10 protein-coding genes are annotated in these 15,165 nt (G+C 59.4%); 6 read left to right on the forward strand and 4 right to left on the reverse strand.

Annotated features, from left to right (window positions below; all coding sequences use genetic code 11):
* Positions 1 to 304: 304 nt before the first annotated feature.
* Both MUG98_RS12690 and MUG98_RS12695 read left to right on the forward strand, forming a co-directional pair.
* On the forward strand, positions 305 to 1,507 hold the full coding sequence (locus tag MUG98_RS12690) for a sulfatase-like hydrolase/transferase (protein ID WP_265107815.1): 1,203 nt from the start codon (positions 305 to 307) through the stop codon (positions 1,505 to 1,507).
* 575 nt (positions 1,508 to 2,082) lie between these two features.
* A complete protein-coding gene (locus MUG98_RS12695) occupies positions 2,083 to 3,663 on the forward strand; it encodes a right-handed parallel beta-helix repeat-containing protein (protein ID WP_265107816.1) in 1,581 nt (526 codons plus the stop codon).
* 123 nt (positions 3,664 to 3,786) lie between these two features.
* Here the strand turns inward: MUG98_RS12695 and MUG98_RS12700 are convergent, their stop codons facing one another.
* Positions 3,787 to 4,710, reverse strand: coding sequence for a glycosyltransferase family 61 protein (locus MUG98_RS12700; RefSeq protein ID WP_265107817.1), 924 nt, complete (start codon positions 4,708 to 4,710; stop codon positions 3,787 to 3,789).
* Between the two features lie 484 nt (positions 4,711 to 5,194).
* Between MUG98_RS12700 and MUG98_RS12705 the strand changes: the two genes are divergently transcribed.
* Positions 5,195 to 6,169, forward strand: a complete 975-nt coding sequence (locus tag MUG98_RS12705) for a nucleotidyltransferase family protein (protein WP_265107818.1) — start codon at positions 5,195 to 5,197, stop codon at positions 6,167 to 6,169.
* 124 nt (positions 6,170 to 6,293) lie between these two features.
* A complete protein-coding gene (locus tag MUG98_RS12710) occupies positions 6,294 to 7,883 on the forward strand; it encodes an alkaline phosphatase family protein (protein ID WP_265107819.1) in 1,590 nt (529 codons plus the stop codon).
* 70 nt (positions 7,884 to 7,953) lie between these two features.
* Here MUG98_RS12710 and MUG98_RS12715 read toward each other — a convergent pair whose 3' ends face one another.
* From MUG98_RS12715 to MUG98_RS12725, 3 genes are all read right to left on the reverse strand, one after another.
* The gene (locus tag MUG98_RS12715; protein WP_265107820.1) at positions 7,954 to 9,198 is read right to left on the reverse strand and encodes a glycosyltransferase family 4 protein; all 1,245 of its coding nucleotides are present in this window, start codon (positions 9,196 to 9,198) and stop codon (positions 7,954 to 7,956) included.
* Positions 9,191 to 10,489, reverse strand: coding sequence for a prenyltransferase/squalene oxidase repeat-containing protein (locus MUG98_RS12720; protein ID WP_265107821.1), 1,299 nt, complete (start codon positions 10,487 to 10,489; stop codon positions 9,191 to 9,193). The genes MUG98_RS12715 and MUG98_RS12720 overlap by 8 nt, the downstream gene beginning before the upstream one ends.
* Before the next feature lie 368 nt (positions 10,490 to 10,857).
* The gene (locus MUG98_RS12725) at positions 10,858 to 12,186 is read right to left on the reverse strand and encodes a PGF-pre-PGF domain-containing protein (protein ID WP_265107822.1); all 1,329 of its coding nucleotides are present in this window, start codon (positions 12,184 to 12,186) and stop codon (positions 10,858 to 10,860) included.
* Positions 12,187 to 12,619: 433 nt separating this feature from the next.
* On the opposite strand from MUG98_RS12725, the gene MUG98_RS12730 reads away from it, so the two are divergent.
* Together MUG98_RS12730 and MUG98_RS12735 are read left to right on the forward strand one after the other, a co-directional pair.
* Positions 12,620 to 13,849: a DUF1616 domain-containing protein gene (locus MUG98_RS12730; protein WP_265107823.1), complete on the forward strand. Its 1,230-nt coding sequence runs from the start codon at positions 12,620 to 12,622 to the stop codon at positions 13,847 to 13,849.
* Positions 13,850 to 13,998: 149 nt separating this feature from the next.
* Positions 13,999 to 15,105, forward strand: coding sequence for a CARDB domain-containing protein (locus tag MUG98_RS12735; protein WP_265107824.1), 1,107 nt, complete (start codon positions 13,999 to 14,001; stop codon positions 15,103 to 15,105).
* Positions 15,106 to 15,165 lie beyond the last annotated feature (60 nt).

Here is a 15,165-nt window from a genome sequence, read left to right on the forward strand (position 1 = left end):
CGCCGCCTTCCTAAAACCCCGCTTTCGGTCGTCGGACAAAAGTGAATAGCCGTTATAAAATTCATAACTATACCTGATCTTCCGTAGATACGATACGAGAACATGCATACAGTCAACTCAACAGGTGGAGTGGCGCCTATGCGGTATTTGATGGCGAATTATCGACTGGAAATATCGTTTTCAGTCGATAACACAACAGATAGCGATCCGATCAGTCTGGCTCAGAAGGTCAACGATAGAATTTGGACAAGAGGTGTCAGTCCCCATCGAGAGTTCACCAAACACGTCCGGGAGTGGTTGATAAATGACAGGTGATGTGCCCCTTGGCGAGTTGAACATTAGTTCGGTGGATAACGTCTATCTCTTCATAGCAGATGCAGTACGATATGATTTCGTCCCCGAACGGGTAGCGAGTCGTGGTCGACTATTCAAAATGGCCGCAGCCGCACTGTGTACGCCACAGTCGATGTCAAGCATCGCTACTGGCCAGTACGCGCCACGACACGGCGTAACGTGGTTTAACGACTCGCTCAATGATTCGACGACGACGCTTTTCGATCTCGACGTGACGTCAGGTTACAACGAGGTCGTCTGGAGGGGGCGAGCGATACAGGACGTAATCAAGACACGGAGAGAACCCAATCTTGAAACAGTCGAAGAGCCATTTGTTGTTCTCGAACACGATAACGGAGGTCATTCTCCATACGTCGGTTTTAAACACCAATCTACTGCAGAAATGTTTTCACAAATTTCAGATGAGAGAGAACTCCGGAATCTCTACCGGAAAACGATTGACGAGAGTACCGCTCGTTTCGAAGAGCGTCTTCGCCTCCTCGAGGAGCGTGGATTGCTAAAAAATACGCTCGTAATCTATCTCGCAGATCATGGTGAGCTGCTCGGGGAACATGGTGGCTTTGTTGGGCATGGACTACCGTCTACCCCCGAAGTCGCCTATGTTCCCGCAGTGTTCATTCACCATTCGCTACCAAATGACTCGGCAGATGCGTTTCTACAGCACGTTGATTTACTCCCGACGATAAAATCGATAGTTGGCGATACAGGCACCCGTATCGATTCCGATGGGGAGTCGCTTCTCGCTGAAATCGATCCGAATAGACCTGCGTACACGCAGGGAATTATGCGTCCACAGGCCAAATACCGTGATACGATCGTTGACCCGAATTACGATGCACCTAGCGTCTGGACGAAAAACGGTGGATACGTGTTTAACAACACAAACAAACTGATCACAACCATGACGGCTACGTATGATGCACTCTTCTCAGGATACACTGGTTCGTTCAACTCCGATAAACATATTTCCACGAGACTACTGAACTCCTTTAGACATTATTTTTCCTCGGAGCAGATGTTCGGCGCTCCATCAATTTCAAAAACGGAAGCTCGACGAATGGTCGATCAAATCGCGAGTATCTCGGTTGAAACGGAGAGTAGATCGCTCGACGAAGAGACGAAAGACCATTTAGAGATGCTCGGCTATCGGTAGATGATGTGGATATGACACGACAGGAGGTTGTACGAACCGAGAAAACCGAGAAACAAGTTGGCCTGAGAGTTGCGTCTAGAAAGGACGACAGAGACGAAGCGGTAGGGGAGAGACATCATTGATCGTCCGCATTGTGGGAAAATGATCGCATAATTGTTGCACTAGAGATAAAATCAGATCGGTTTTATTGAACGATATCTAGTAAACGAAACTGGAGGTGCACGTACGGGATGCTCCTTCAGGGAAAGCCGCTTGGTATTCGGATGCAGTTTTCGAAAGATTAGATACTGTGTGAGTGGAATGCAGTCTCAGTGGAGGTCGCTACAGGATTGTAGATTCTATAGGATCGAATCACGGACGCGGTAGGTAACGTCGAACGGATAAGTGGTAATGAACGAGATGCGGACAGTAGTGTTATTGGTGGCTGGTAACGATTCGCTACCAGAGATCTTCTCCTGCGAACAACTGTAGCTGATATTACTATCACACGTTTTCGAGAATCTCAATAGTGGTGATAAAGGATGCACTGATTAATAGGATATTCTTTGGGAGTAGACTATCTCCAACAGAATAGTATGGTCAACAGAAAGCCAAGCGATGGCGATACAGATAAGAACCAATTGTTCGATCGCCGGGCCTACCTGAAAGGTATTGCGACAAGCGCCGTTATTCCAATTGCTGCTAGTTCGACTGCCGTCGGCGCGGACAGTAGCGATGATTACGACGAAATTATCGTTTCGCCTAATGAGACGTACACGAAGCGTCTCAAAGACGGTGAAACGTGGGGAAATGTAGTCATTGACATCACAGCAACCGGTGCGAAGTTTAGAATTTACGCGATGGGTGACGACTGGACAGTCCAAAACGTCGGCATCCGAGGGATCTGGGACGATCCTTCCAAGGACGAACCGTTCATAGCATCGGGCAACGGTCAGATCGAGAATTTCTACTGGGCTGACGGAACGAACTGGACTGCACGCGGCGGTGCCGCAACTGGCATCTTCGTCCCCGCTGGCCATTCCGGACGGATCGTGATGGAGAATCTGAACTTACAGGACTTCGGCGACAACGGGGTCTATGCGGCGAGTCCTGGAAATTCGAACGCTCACCCGGCGCCAGGCGGTGGTGGTAAGGTGATCATCCGCAATTCGTATGTTTCACACTGTACACCAACCGGATTTCGACTTGGTACCAGCGGTTCGTATCTCGAGAACTGTGTCATGTACCGGAATTACCGGAACTACTGGGCATTCTACGAACATACCGACGTTATTGACTGCGATCTAAGCAACGCCGATGGGACTGGAGACATTAGCAACCGTAGCGGTGTCGGCGATATCGTACTCGGGGATAGTTCATGGGAAAAGAGCAACCGGGCTGAGGTTACAGCGAAAAACTCCTACTGGGAAACCGAGGCTGCACATGGTGGTGCATCCACGAGTAACATCCATGGAATGCCTGTCGACCGAACACCTCGAACCAAACCGAGTGAAGTTGACGGCGTCCCGTTGTCGCCTGAAGAGGCTGCATCTGGATCAGCTACTTCATCAGCGCCGGCTTCGGATGGTCCGTCCGAGAGCGAAGATAAAACCCAGGAGAACGTTCTAGTATTTGACGGTAGCAACCAGGGCGATGACTGGGAAGCAACCGACTATCGATTCGCAGTGGAAGGAGGAATCGAACCGTCTGAACACGACGGTGCAGCGATCGACCCCGAACTCGAACTCGACGACGGTGCGAATAGCGTCGACCATACCGTTGCCAACTGGAAGGACGCATTCACGTTTGATGGCGACCTTCTCGAACTCGAGGTGGACGGCCCCGCAATCGTCTACCTGAACGGTGAAGAGATTGACCCGTCTGAGTTCGGTGGAAAAGAAGACGGAAGTGAAGAATCGATGCCATCTCACGCGCTGGTCATCGACGGAACCGACGCTTCCGGTCTGACGTCCTACTCGTTCTCGGTTAGCGGTGAGGTCGTCAAGGCCAACCACAGGGACGCGTCGATTGACGACGGCGACGTGATCGACGGCCAGTCGGTCAGTGGCACCGTTGCCAACTGGCGCGACGCGTACTTGTTCAGCGGCGACATTACGGACTTCTGGCTCAAAGGGGAAGCCGACGTCACCCTCGAGTACGAAGCACAAGAGCAATAGTTCGCATCGATCAATACACCGGTGAGAATCGACTGATCGACGATCCAGGCCGGTGCTCACTCTTGACTGCTAGCGGACCAATCGACCAAAAACTGTTCCAGTGATCGATTGCAGAACTGCCGCCTACGCCAGCTGTCCAATCGCCTCTCGTGCTAGTGCAGATTGGACAATAGTGTCGAGTCGGCCAAGGTCGACCGCGAGATCGGTATCTTTCGTTTCGCAGCCGACGTATCCGTACCACCCGCCGACGTGCTTCGTGAGCATGTAGTAGATCCCGTTGACTCGATCGATCGGCATCAGTTCGACCACGGATACACCGTCAGTGTAGATGAGATCGGTCAGTCCGGCACCGTGTGGCGTGACGACGCAGTCCGCCTGCGCGAACAGCGCGATCGTTTCGAGGACCGACATCGACGAGAGTTCGTATCGTTCGAAGCCGTACACGTCGAGGCGCTCGAGCACCGCCTGTTCGTTCAGGACCCGTCGACTCGTCGCGTCGTCCCGGCTGATGTACACGCGATTCGAAAACCGGCTCGTGTCGACCGCGCGAAGCGCCCGGTCGCGGAGGGACTCGCGAAGCCACTGGTACGAAAACGGGGACGGCTCGGGTGGGTTGATTTCCCGTCGCATCGACGGCACCACGAGTCGCTCGACCTCGCAGTACGCGGCGTCCCAGTGAACCAGATCGTCGTCGTAGCCGAGTAGTTCGAGTGTTTCCCGCTGGAAGGAGTTGAGCGAGGGGCCGACGATCAGCTTCGGCGTTCGACCCGTTTCGTTCGTGTACTGTTCGACGCCCTCCAGCCGAGTAAGCGTCTCGGCGACCCAGTGAAAGTAGCCGTCGTCCCAACTGTTGTGTAGTAACACCGCTTCCTCGATGTCGTCTCGGCGCCCGTTTCCCGCGACGATTCGCTTGGGTGATTCCCGAAGCGACCGTATCACGTTGAGCGTTTGGACGTTCGGACTGACGGACGCGTCGGCAACGTACTTCGACCCCGTCACCGCGAGCGGCGGCGACCCGACGAGACGCGCGTCGCTGAAACTGCCCACGAACGGTCTAGAAATCGAGTACGTTCCCTCCCATCGTTCCATCTCCGGAATTTCGTTGGCATACGCGTCAGGGGCAGGAACGGTGACCGATTCAGGTTCGCCGTACTCGATCAACGAGCCGTTTTTCGAACACCGGTCGAATAACTCGTCGCGCGTTATTCGGTTTCGTTCGAGCGTGGTTACTTTCACGGCACACGAAAATCCACGTGCTTCGATCGTATTCGCGAGCGCTTCGAGGGCCATTTAGTCACACGACCCATACATTCGGACTTAATTATATACCGACTTACAGGAGGGTGACTCCCCCGAGACGATCGCGGCGGAACGACACTGCTACACGACCGGGGGAGTCCGTTCGGTAGGCTGCCGTTCCCCCGGTCTCGAAACCGCCCGAGCGCCCCGTAGTGGCGCTCAGATCGATCCCCGACCGCACCTTCTCGGTAGAATACCAATAACAATGCCAACTATTCCTGAAGGTGAACACATGAACGCGATCGTCCTGGCGGGCGGATACGCGACCCGATTGTGGCCAGTCACGAAGCACCGACCGAAAATGTTGCTCCCGATCGGGGACACGACCGTGATTGATCGGACTTTCACGGAGCTCGAGGCCGACGACAGGATTTCGGACGTGTTCGTGAGCACGAACCGGCGGTTCGCGGACGAATTCGAGGCGTACATCGAGTCGAGTCGGTACGAGAAACTCACGCTCACCGTCGAGGAGACGACTGGCGAGGACGAGAAACTCGGCGTCGTCGGTGCGCTGGCACAGCTCGTCGATCGCGAGGGCATCGACGAGGACACGATCGTCGTCGCCGGAGACAACCTGCTCAGCTTCGACGTCGGTGAGTTCGTCGATTTCTTCCAGTCGGCCGGTGGACCGACGATCGCGGCGTACGACGTGGGCAGCGTCGATCGAGCGACGTCCTACGGCGTCATCGAACTCGACGGGACCGTTCTCACAGAGTTCCAGGAAAAACCGGACGATCCGTCGAGCACGTTGGTCTCGATCGCCTGTTACGGGTTCCCCGCGGAGACCCTCTCCGAGCTCCGGACGTACCTCGAGCGAGGACACAATCCCGACGAGCCGGGCTGGTTCGTCAGATGGCTCCACGACCGGACCGACGTCCACGCGTTCACGTTCGAAGGGGCGTGGTTCGACATCGGCACGCCGGGGAGCTATCTGGACGCCCTCGCCTGGTACCTCGACGGGCGGACGCACGTCGCGGAAAGCGCGACTGTCGAACGGTCGACGCTCGGGGAGAACGTCCAGATCATGGCGGGGGCCGAGATCGTCGACGCGAACCTTCGCAACTCGGTCGTCTTCCCGGAGACGACGATCCGCGACTGTGAGATCCGGTCGTCGATCGTCGACCGCGAGAACACGCTCGTGGGGCTGGACCTCCAGGATGCGCTCATCGGCGCTCACACGCGGATCCTCACGGGAGGGGAGAGGTGATCCACCCGCCGGATCCGTGGGAGCCGTCTCACAGCGGCTCGCGAAAGTCGTGACTGGACGACAGAATCGATCGCATAACAATACACGAAGCGGCACTGAAACAGCGTGTTAGAATACCACACAAATGTCAGGTACGGAGCCCCCAACTGCGGCAGACCGCGCGTTCGTTCTCGGGATCGACGGAGTCCCCTGGGATCGACTGCAGACCTGGATTGAGGCCGGAGAGTTGCCCAACTTCGGGACGCTCGTCGACGAGGGCGTCGGCTCGCCGCTCCGAAGCACGACCCCGCCGACGACTCCCCTCGCGTGGCCGTCCATCGCGACCGGCGTCTGGCCGGACAAACACGGGATATACGGGTTCCAGCGGCTGGAGTCCGACTACACGCAGCGCATGTACACGGGCGACGATCGGACGCAGCCGGCGCTGTGGGACCTGCTCTCGCCGGCGATCGTCGGGAACGTCCCGATGACGTTCCCGGCTAGCGAGATCGACGGCTCGATGGTCTCGGGAATGCTGTCCCCCCGAGTCGACGAACGGAGTACGCATCCCGCGACCCTCGCCGACGAGATCGACGCTCACGTCCCCGAGTACGAGATCGGATTGAACTGGCAGCGCTACTCCGGCGCGGAAACGGCGTTCAGGAACGACCTCGCCGCGCTCGTCGACGCTCGGCGAACGCTGATGAACAGGCTGATGAAGACGGAAGAATGGCGGTTGTTCTTTTTCGTCTACACGGCCCCGGACAGACTGCAGCACCTGATCTGGGACGACGAGGTCATGCTCGAACACTACAAACACCTCGACGACATCCTCGGGGACGTGATCGAGTACACTGATCGTCGGGACGCGAACCTCTTCGTCGTCTCCGATCACGGCTTCGGTCCGATTTCGACGTTCGTCAATCTCAACACCATCCTCTCGAACAACGGACACCTCTCGCGACGGCGTCGAACCGCCGCGCAGCACTCGCTCGAGCGACTCGGGATCACGAAGTCCGCCCTGCTAGAGACGATCAAAACGCTCGGTATCGACAACGGACGGGTGGTCAACGCCCTCCCGAAATCACTCGTCGACCGGGTCGCGACGAACGTTCCTGGCGACCACGGACTCTACGACGTCGACTTTTCGGAGACGGTCGCGTTCGCACACGGACCGGGTCACGTGTACATTAACGATAGCGACCGATTCGATCGGGGGATCGTGGCGCCGGCCGACGTGCCGTCGGTCAGACGGGAGCTACGATCGCTGTTTTCGACCGTCACCGATCCGGAAACCGGGGAGCGTGTACTGACCGTCTCCGACGGGGACGACCTGTTCCCGACGGACGAGTCGTCTCCCGACCTCGTCGTCCTCGGTCGGGACGGCTATGAAGAAAAGACGAAACTCGCCGCCGACGTGTTCACCGCCGCCGGCGCAAAAGCGGCGGGGCACCGGAGTCGAGGCGTGTTCTTCGCTCGAGGACCGGGAATAGCGACGTCAGACTCCGCTACGGAGCTGTCCGTCGTGGACGTGGCACCGACACTCCTGCACAGCATCGGCGAGCCGGTTCCGGAAGCCGTCGACGGAACCGTTCGAACGGATCGGCTCGCCGTCGACGCATCGCCGACGACGCGATCTCTCGCGGACCGCGACGGCGACGACGGCGACGACGTTGCGGACGACGACTTCGACGACGTGGAGGAGCGACTCCGCGGACTCGGATACATGGGTTGAGTTCGCGACGTCGCTGCCGGCCGACTGCGGACGGCTCCGAGAGTCGATCCGCCTTCTCCGTCCGGCGCGATTAGCCGCTCGTTCGATCGGCGTGTGACACCGCAGTCGGCCGTGCCGGCTGTCCCTCCGCCGTCATCGTCGCGAGGATGCGCCGCCAGTCGGCGCGCGCCTGGTCCATCGAGAACAACGAACGCACCGCCGTCGCGGCGGCTGCGATCGATCGTCGGTTCTCGGGGTCGTCCAGACAGCGTTCCATCGCGTCGGCGAACGACGCCGGATCGCGATCTCCGACGACCACCCCGTTCTCGCCGTCGTCGACGACGTCCGGGATCGAGCCGACCGCCGGCACGATCGGGGCCAGTCGGGTCGCCATCGCTTCGATCAGCACCAGCGGGAGCGCGTCCCGGCGGGACGTGAGCACGAACGTTCGAGACCGATGATAGTAGTCTGCCGGGTCGTCGACCCAGCCCGGAAGGTCGACCCGATCGGTCAGGCCGTAGTCGTCGAGCGTCGTCCTGACGGTCGAACGAAGCGGCCCATCGCCGACCATGACTGCCCGGATCTCGTGCCCTGCGTCGTCGAGCATCGCCAGTGACTCGACGAATCGAACGGGATCTTTCTCGTCACTGAATCGACCGATCCACACGAAGTCGTACTCGGCCTCCGCGTGCTCCTCCCGAGGGCGGTACCGGTCGGTATCGATCGCGTTCGTCAGGATCTCGATCCGACGCTCGGAGACGCCGTACCGGGCGAGTGCTTCGGCGTGGGCGCTGCCGGGCACGGAGACGACGTCGAACTGCCCGAACGCCCACCGGGGCACCGCACCGTACCACTGTCGTGCGTGGTGGTCGAGGTCGATACCGATGATCCCCAGGTGGGCGGGGTAGCCACAGAGCAGTTTCAGTGCGAGCGCGTAGAACCCGTAGGGAACGAGCGAAATAGAGACAACCGCGTCGTACTCGTTCCGGTACCCCTCGTAGAGGGCGAGGAAAAACAGGAGGACGATTCGAAGGAGTCGCGGCCCGACGTCCGGTACTCGGACGTAGGTCGCCGATTCGATCTTGTACGCCGGATCGAGACAAACCAGGGTCGTTTCCCCGGCGACCTCGGCGAGTGGGCCGTAGTGTTGTTCGTTTTTGTGACCCAGCCCCGTCAGGACGAGCACTCGCTGCTCGTCGGCCACCCTGGCTTCGGCCCGTTCCGTCCGACGCCGCCGAGACCCGAACGGTATCGACGACCGATCGCTCCTGCTGGTCGAGGCAGTTCCGCCGGACTCGTCCGTCGTCGGGTCGGCGATCGATTCGGAACTAGTCATCGTCGGGTGCCGATCGACCGATGTCGACTCGTGAGCGGCCGCTTCGGTCGAGTTCGGCCTCTAACGGCGTCTCACTGGCCAGGAGGAACTCCGACAGCGCGTACGCCATCCACGCCTGGCACCACCGCATCAGCGTCACCCGTTTCGTGTGAAACCGGTACTTCCGATAGTAGAACTGTCCCTCGAGAACCTGCAGGTTCTCGAGTACCCACTGAAGGATCCGCTCTGCGAACTCGAGATCGCCTTCTCGCGTGAACACGAGCAGTCCCTGCGTGCTCGCGTGGATGTCCCGCGGATAGGCGTTCCGCTCGTCGAAGTTCGGTGCCCCGTTCGGCTCGAACAGCTCGGTTCGGTAGAACTCGAGTGCCGAATCCAGCGTCTCTGCGTACCGATCGGCGTCGATAACATCTCGGTATCGCTGGAACGATTCGATGATGAACCCGTTGTGGTGGTTGTCCATCGACAGGTGCGAGGCGTCTGCTGGAATCCGATAGGGCCAGCCGCCGAGATCGGTCTGTTGTGCGGCGACGTGGTCCAGAATCTTCGTCGCGCGGTCGCGGAGCTGTTCGTCCCCGAAGTACTCGTACAGATCGACGAGCATCTGTGCCCCGAGGGCGGCCGCGTTGAGCGTGTAGGAGTCCTCGGGATGATTCATGTGGTAATCGATCTTCGCGCCCTCCGGAACCTCCCGATAGTTCAGGTCTTCGATCAGGAACCACGTTGCCGATCGTGCGATCGCAGCGTATCGCTGGTCACCGCCGTCGACGCGAGCGGCGCGTAACAGCGCCTTGACCGCGTAGGTCGTGGAGACGATGTCCGCGTCGTTCGGAACGCCCTTGCAGTGCATGTGCTGGATCTCGTGGCGATGCCCTCCACAGAACCCGCTGTATCCGGTGCACTGTTCGTCGAGGAGCCACTCGACGAGGTGTTCGGCCTCCACGAGCGGGTCGAAATCGGGAGTCGGAGTTCGATCCGTGGTCGAGAGGACGTGGTAGTTTAGATTCGCCATCGAAAACAGCGCGACGCCTTTGTAATTTCGGCGGTGTTCGACGCGGAGGAGCGGTCTCACGTTCATCGGCGCCCGTTTGACGACCTCCTGGACCGCGAGGTTGAGCCACCTGTTCTCGATCGGAACGGCCGCGAGGAGTTTGCTGCTCATCCCGTCGCCGTAATCCGGACCGGCGTAGTCCCGCTCTCGTGCATACTCGAGCGTCGCATCGAGGACGGAAACGTACCGGTCCAGGGGATGCGTCTCCGTCACCGATTCGCCGGGAGTGTCCGCCCTTCTCATCCCTGCGTCCTCCAGCTGGCTCTGTGAGGAGGCTGCTTTCAGTACCCGACCCACGTCGATATCCGAAATACTGTGAGACTGCATCTATTGCCATCTAGAAAATTGTATATATTATTATACACTCGTTACCGTGCCTGTGACCGTCTGTTCGAGACGTACGACGATGGTATCCGGCGGTGAACGTCTCGATTCCGGTTCGAAGACGCCGTCAAACGTTCCGACAGAGCCCCGTTGAACGCGGACTCGGCAGATACTCGGTGGATTCGTCGAATCCGAGGGCCGAAATTGCTATACAGGCGATCGAGGTGGGATTGCGGCTACCCGATCCGCCCGTATTCCGATCGAATCGGGTGACCGCTGATGCGTCGTCATCCGCGCCGCCGTTTCGCCGTTATCAGCAATCCGATACAGAGGAGTGTGCCGACGGTCAGTCCGAGTCCGATCCCGTAGAGAGACGATGGGGCCGCTCCTTCGTTTTCCTGCGCCGGTGCGACGGTCACGGTCGAAAGCGACGTTACGTTCGCGGTGAAGCGATACGAGTCGCCGGATTCGTCACGAAGCGTCGTCGGCGATTCGGTCCACGTCTCCCCGTCCTGGACGTAGAGTGCCACTCGCTCCGGCTCTATCTCCCGGTCTTCCAGATACGATCCGTTGACGGTAAACGAAACGGTTGCTGCGGCGTCGCTGATCCCCCCATCCGTCGTGATCGTCAGGTCGGTGAACGATTCGACCCCGTTCGGCGACGTCTTCGGGACGTCCGTTTGCCCGTTCACGAACGAAATCGATCCATCGGATTCGACGTCACGCAACTCGACCTCCTCGAACTCGATAGCGTCGTTCGACCCCGTCGTCGGCGTCACTGCCACGCGATCGTCTGGCTCCGCGCCCGTGACGGTCGCCGAGATCCCGTCGTCGGTTCGTTCGTACGACACAGATGGATCGTCGCAGGTTCCGGTCCTGATCGTGACCGGTTCGTCCATCGACAGGGTCGTCCGATCGGGGTCCTCCGCGCTGCCGGAGAGCGCCTCCCACTCCGTGAGTTCCCCGTCCTCGAAGTAGTCGGGATCGTGCAGGTCGTCGTTGTCGTAGTGTTCCGCGTCCTCGTTGAACGCTGGATGAATCGTCACGGCAAAGTCGTCGTCGAGGCCACCCCGGATCGCCCCGCCGTCGGTGCGACTCTCGGACCAGATCCAGGATGCGCCGGCGTACCGTTCGCCGCGATACCACTCTACCATGTTCGTTTCACCGTCGTAGAGGTCGTCTTGAACGACCCACTCGGCGTCGCTCGGAAGACCGACGATGTCGAACGTCACGACGCCGCCGCTCGTCTCACCGCCCAGCCGGTCGTGTACCATCACCAGGCTCGTTCCGTTCGTGCCTTCGTGAAGAAAGAGGATGCTCGTGTCGTCCTCCTGAAGGTGCGTCGTCCCGTGCGAGCTATACCGTCGTTCGACGTCCTCTGGGTGCGTCTCGTGATTCCGATAGTCGTAGAACTCTTCGATCGATTCACCGGACTGCAGCGGTTCGATTCGCCGGCACTCCCCGCCCTGTTCGAGGACGTACGAATCGCTCGGCTGGACGGTAGACGACGTCGACGCCACGGCAGTCCCGGTCGCGGGTTGGTGTATCGTCGCGACCGTTCCACTACAGATCAGCGCGATCGCGGTGATCAACGCGATCAGTGTTCGTACTTTCATAATCTTGGTACTGTGAGTATCGTCTCGACACTGATCGGGACGTTCGTGTTCTCATGGCCCGACAGTCTCGCGCGTAGGGTCACGATCGGACCATCGCTTCACACGTACTTTGTAAGGAATCTATTTCCGTCATCCGCGATGATCGGTTTCGATCAAAACCGGTCGAGTCGCGCCCGGAGTGAACGTCTAGGCTCGCGTTACGGCAGACCGAACCGGAACGGGGGACGTCCCGAAGGCTGGCCGTTCTCGTCGGTCTCGTCGAAACCCGTTGCGGGGCAAACGGAGGCCTAACGGAACGATCGAACTGAGTCGGTTGCCAGCCCTGTCACGACGTTCTACTCCTGAAACGATGGGCGACTTCTCCCTTCGAACGCCGTTACCCGACGACTAACAATAGATGGCACTGTTGAGCAGTCGATAATTGATACATCCTATGAAAGACGTTCTGTTCAAACCGTTCGCAGTAATACAGCGACGAAGCAGGTCGCTGCTCGCCGGAGCGCCAGTCGACCTGCTTCTCACGGGTGTATTCGTATTCGTCGCGACCGTCCTGCTGGCCGTCGTGGACGTCTCGTCACAACTCGTGCGCGCAGCGATCGGCTTTCCGTTGTTGTTCCTCGTTCCGGGATACGTAACGGTCTCGATGTTGTTTCCGCGGGAAACCCCGGCTCGGGGAACCGTGGCGGACACGTCGTTACTCGTCACGCAAACCCGGGCGATCAGCGATATCGAGCGTGCGGCGCTCTCGTTCGGACTGAGTTTTGCCCTGTTACCCCTTCTCGGACTGGTGATCGCGGCCACTCCGTGGGGGTTTACGCAACCGGTCGTCGTCGGAACGGTCAGTTGTTTCGCGCTGATCGGCGCCTCTATCGCGACCGCTCGGCGGCTACTGATCGCCCGGGCTTATCGATACGAAGTACAGTTCGGTCGTCGACTCGAGGCCCTGCATGCGGCGATCTTCGACACGAAATCGACGATTCACACCGCCGTCAACGTCGCCCTCGTGCTCAGTATGCTGCTCGCGCTCACGTCCGTCGGCTACGCGCTCATGGCCCCGCAACAGGGCGAACAGTACACCAGCCTTCAACTGCTCACGGAGAACGAGTCCGGTGAACTCGTCGCATCGGGATATCCGGAGGAGATCCAACCGGGCGAATCGATCCCGCTCGTCATCGGGGTCGAAAACCAGGAACAGGAAGACATGAATTACACCGTCGTCGTCCAGGAACAGCGTATCGAGGACGGCGAGGTCGTCGAGAGAACGGAGTTGCGACGGATCGATTACATCGTCAATGACGGCGGTACCGCATACGGTGAGCGCGATATCACGCCCACCACTGCGGACGGCCCCGTTCGGATTTCGATCCTCCTGTACCAGAACGAGGTTCCCGATTCGCCCACCCAGGAGAACGCCTATCGGTACACTCACATCTGGACCGAGGTGACCGATTCGGCCGGCGCAGACGCGGCTGAGAGCGACGAGGTCGACGATGCCGGTGGTGAAGAAGGCGGAGAGGACGAGGACGACGGTGAAGGGGTCGACGAAGAGGAGGACGAGGTCGACGATGGCGGTGGTGAAGAAGGCGGAGAAGGCGATGGCGGTGGTGAAGAAGGCGGAGAAGACGAGGACGGTGAAGGGGACGAAGAGGATGAAGACGAGTGACAGCATCCGTGCCACGATCGTCTCCGTTCGCCCCGATCCGTGGTCCAACCGGGAATTCGAATTTTGACTAATCGACCACATAACAATAGGCCGATGGGGGGCAGTCCGGAGTATCGAACCCTTGAGGTACGTAACACGTCGTCAAACCCATGATACCATGTCGCATTATCGGTCGATTCGTCCCGTTCTCGCTCTCGGCTTCGCTCGTGATCGTACTGGTCGTCGGACTGCTGATCGGTCCCGGCGGAGCTGCGATCGCCGCTGGTGCCCAGGAGGGCGACGAAGCGGCCGACTACTCGGTCGTCCAGGGAGACGAGTGCGTCCCCGTCGAGCCTCTCGGTGACGGCTCCCAGAGCGTCGAGGAGTTCTACGACTATCGCACGCCGAACACAGAACCGAGTTCTCACACGTACAGTTCCTACGGGACGACGCACCTCCAGGAAGACGATACGAGCGGGTTCTTTCTGTACGACGGTCGCGACGGCCTCAGTCTCGTCCTCGTCCACGATCGGTACGACGGGAATTCCCCGGGCGGGGCAGTGACGATGCAGTTCGACGGGCTTCCCGCCGACGGAGAGTGGGTCGTCGAGGACGACAACTACAGCGAGGACCTCGGTCCCGGTCCGTTCGACGAGTTCGACCACGACGGGACATCGAGTCGAATCACGTGGGTGTACACCGACAACCGGACCGACGGCGCCGCCTTCCGCGGCGGACTCGACGACGAGTTCGCGATCGAGATCGAACCCTCGTTCGACGAGGCGGCCGATTTCCAGCTGTACGAGGGCGAACTTACTGCCTGGGAGGTGATTTCGGCGACCGAGGATGGTTACGAGCGAACCTCGATCGAGATGGATGACTCGGCCGTACTCCAGTCCGGCGGCTGTACGTCGATGGCCGTAACCGACCTCGACGTGCCGGAGACGGCGACGGCCGGCGAATCGATCGACGTCGAGGCACTGGTCGAAAATGAGGGCCACGAAGCGGGTACGTCCGCCGTGCCGGTCACGATCGACGGCGAGCAGGTCGACGAACGAGACGTGACACTCGATCCCGGTGAGACCACGACCGTGGCGACGTCCGTCACGTTCGACGAACCGGGAACGTACACCGTCGGTGTCGGTGACGCTACGGTTGACGTGACAGTCACGACGGGAGATAGAATCGACGACGTGTACGGGTTCGGCGTTACTGCAGCGGTAGTGTCGACGGCGATACTTCTTCTCGCGATCGGCGTGCGTTCTCGAAGGAGATAACTCCGACCCTCGTGAGTCCACTCTGTTCCGACCCCGTCGCCGACCGCGTACGGTTGTCTC

Source organism: Halosolutus halophilus, from assembly GCF_022869805.1.
Taxonomy (GTDB): Archaea; Halobacteriota; Halobacteria; order Halobacteriales; family Natrialbaceae; genus Halosolutus; species Halosolutus halophilus.

What these genes read in the sequence shown, in the direction of transcription:
- MUG98_RS12735 (WP_265107824.1), top strand. Translation starts at nt 13,999, where the DNA reads ATGATACCATGTCGCATTATCGGTCGATTCGTCCCGTTCTCGCTCTCG.
- MUG98_RS12730 (WP_265107823.1), top strand. Translation starts at nt 12,620, where the DNA reads ATGAAAGACGTTCTGTTCAAACCGTTCGCAGTAATACAGCGACGAAGC.
- MUG98_RS12705 (WP_265107818.1), top strand. Translation starts at nt 5,195, where the DNA reads ATGAACGCGATCGTCCTGGCGGGCGGATACGCGACCCGATTGTGGCCA.
- MUG98_RS12690 (WP_265107815.1), top strand. Translation starts at nt 305, where the DNA reads ATGACAGGTGATGTGCCCCTTGGCGAGTTGAACATTAGTTCGGTGGAT.
- MUG98_RS12710 (WP_265107819.1), top strand. Translation starts at nt 6,294, where the DNA reads ATGTCAGGTACGGAGCCCCCAACTGCGGCAGACCGCGCGTTCGTTCTC.
- MUG98_RS12725 (WP_265107822.1), bottom strand. Translation starts at nt 12,186, where the DNA reads ATGAAAGTACGAACACTGATCGCGTTGATCACCGCGATCGCGCTGATC.
- MUG98_RS12695 (WP_265107816.1), top strand. Translation starts at nt 2,083, where the DNA reads ATGGTCAACAGAAAGCCAAGCGATGGCGATACAGATAAGAACCAATTG.
- MUG98_RS12720 (WP_265107821.1), bottom strand. Translation starts at nt 10,489, where the DNA reads ATGAGAAGGGCGGACACTCCCGGCGAATCGGTGACGGAGACGCATCCC.
- MUG98_RS12715 (WP_265107820.1), bottom strand. Translation starts at nt 9,198, where the DNA reads ATGACTAGTTCCGAATCGATCGCCGACCCGACGACGGACGAGTCCGGC.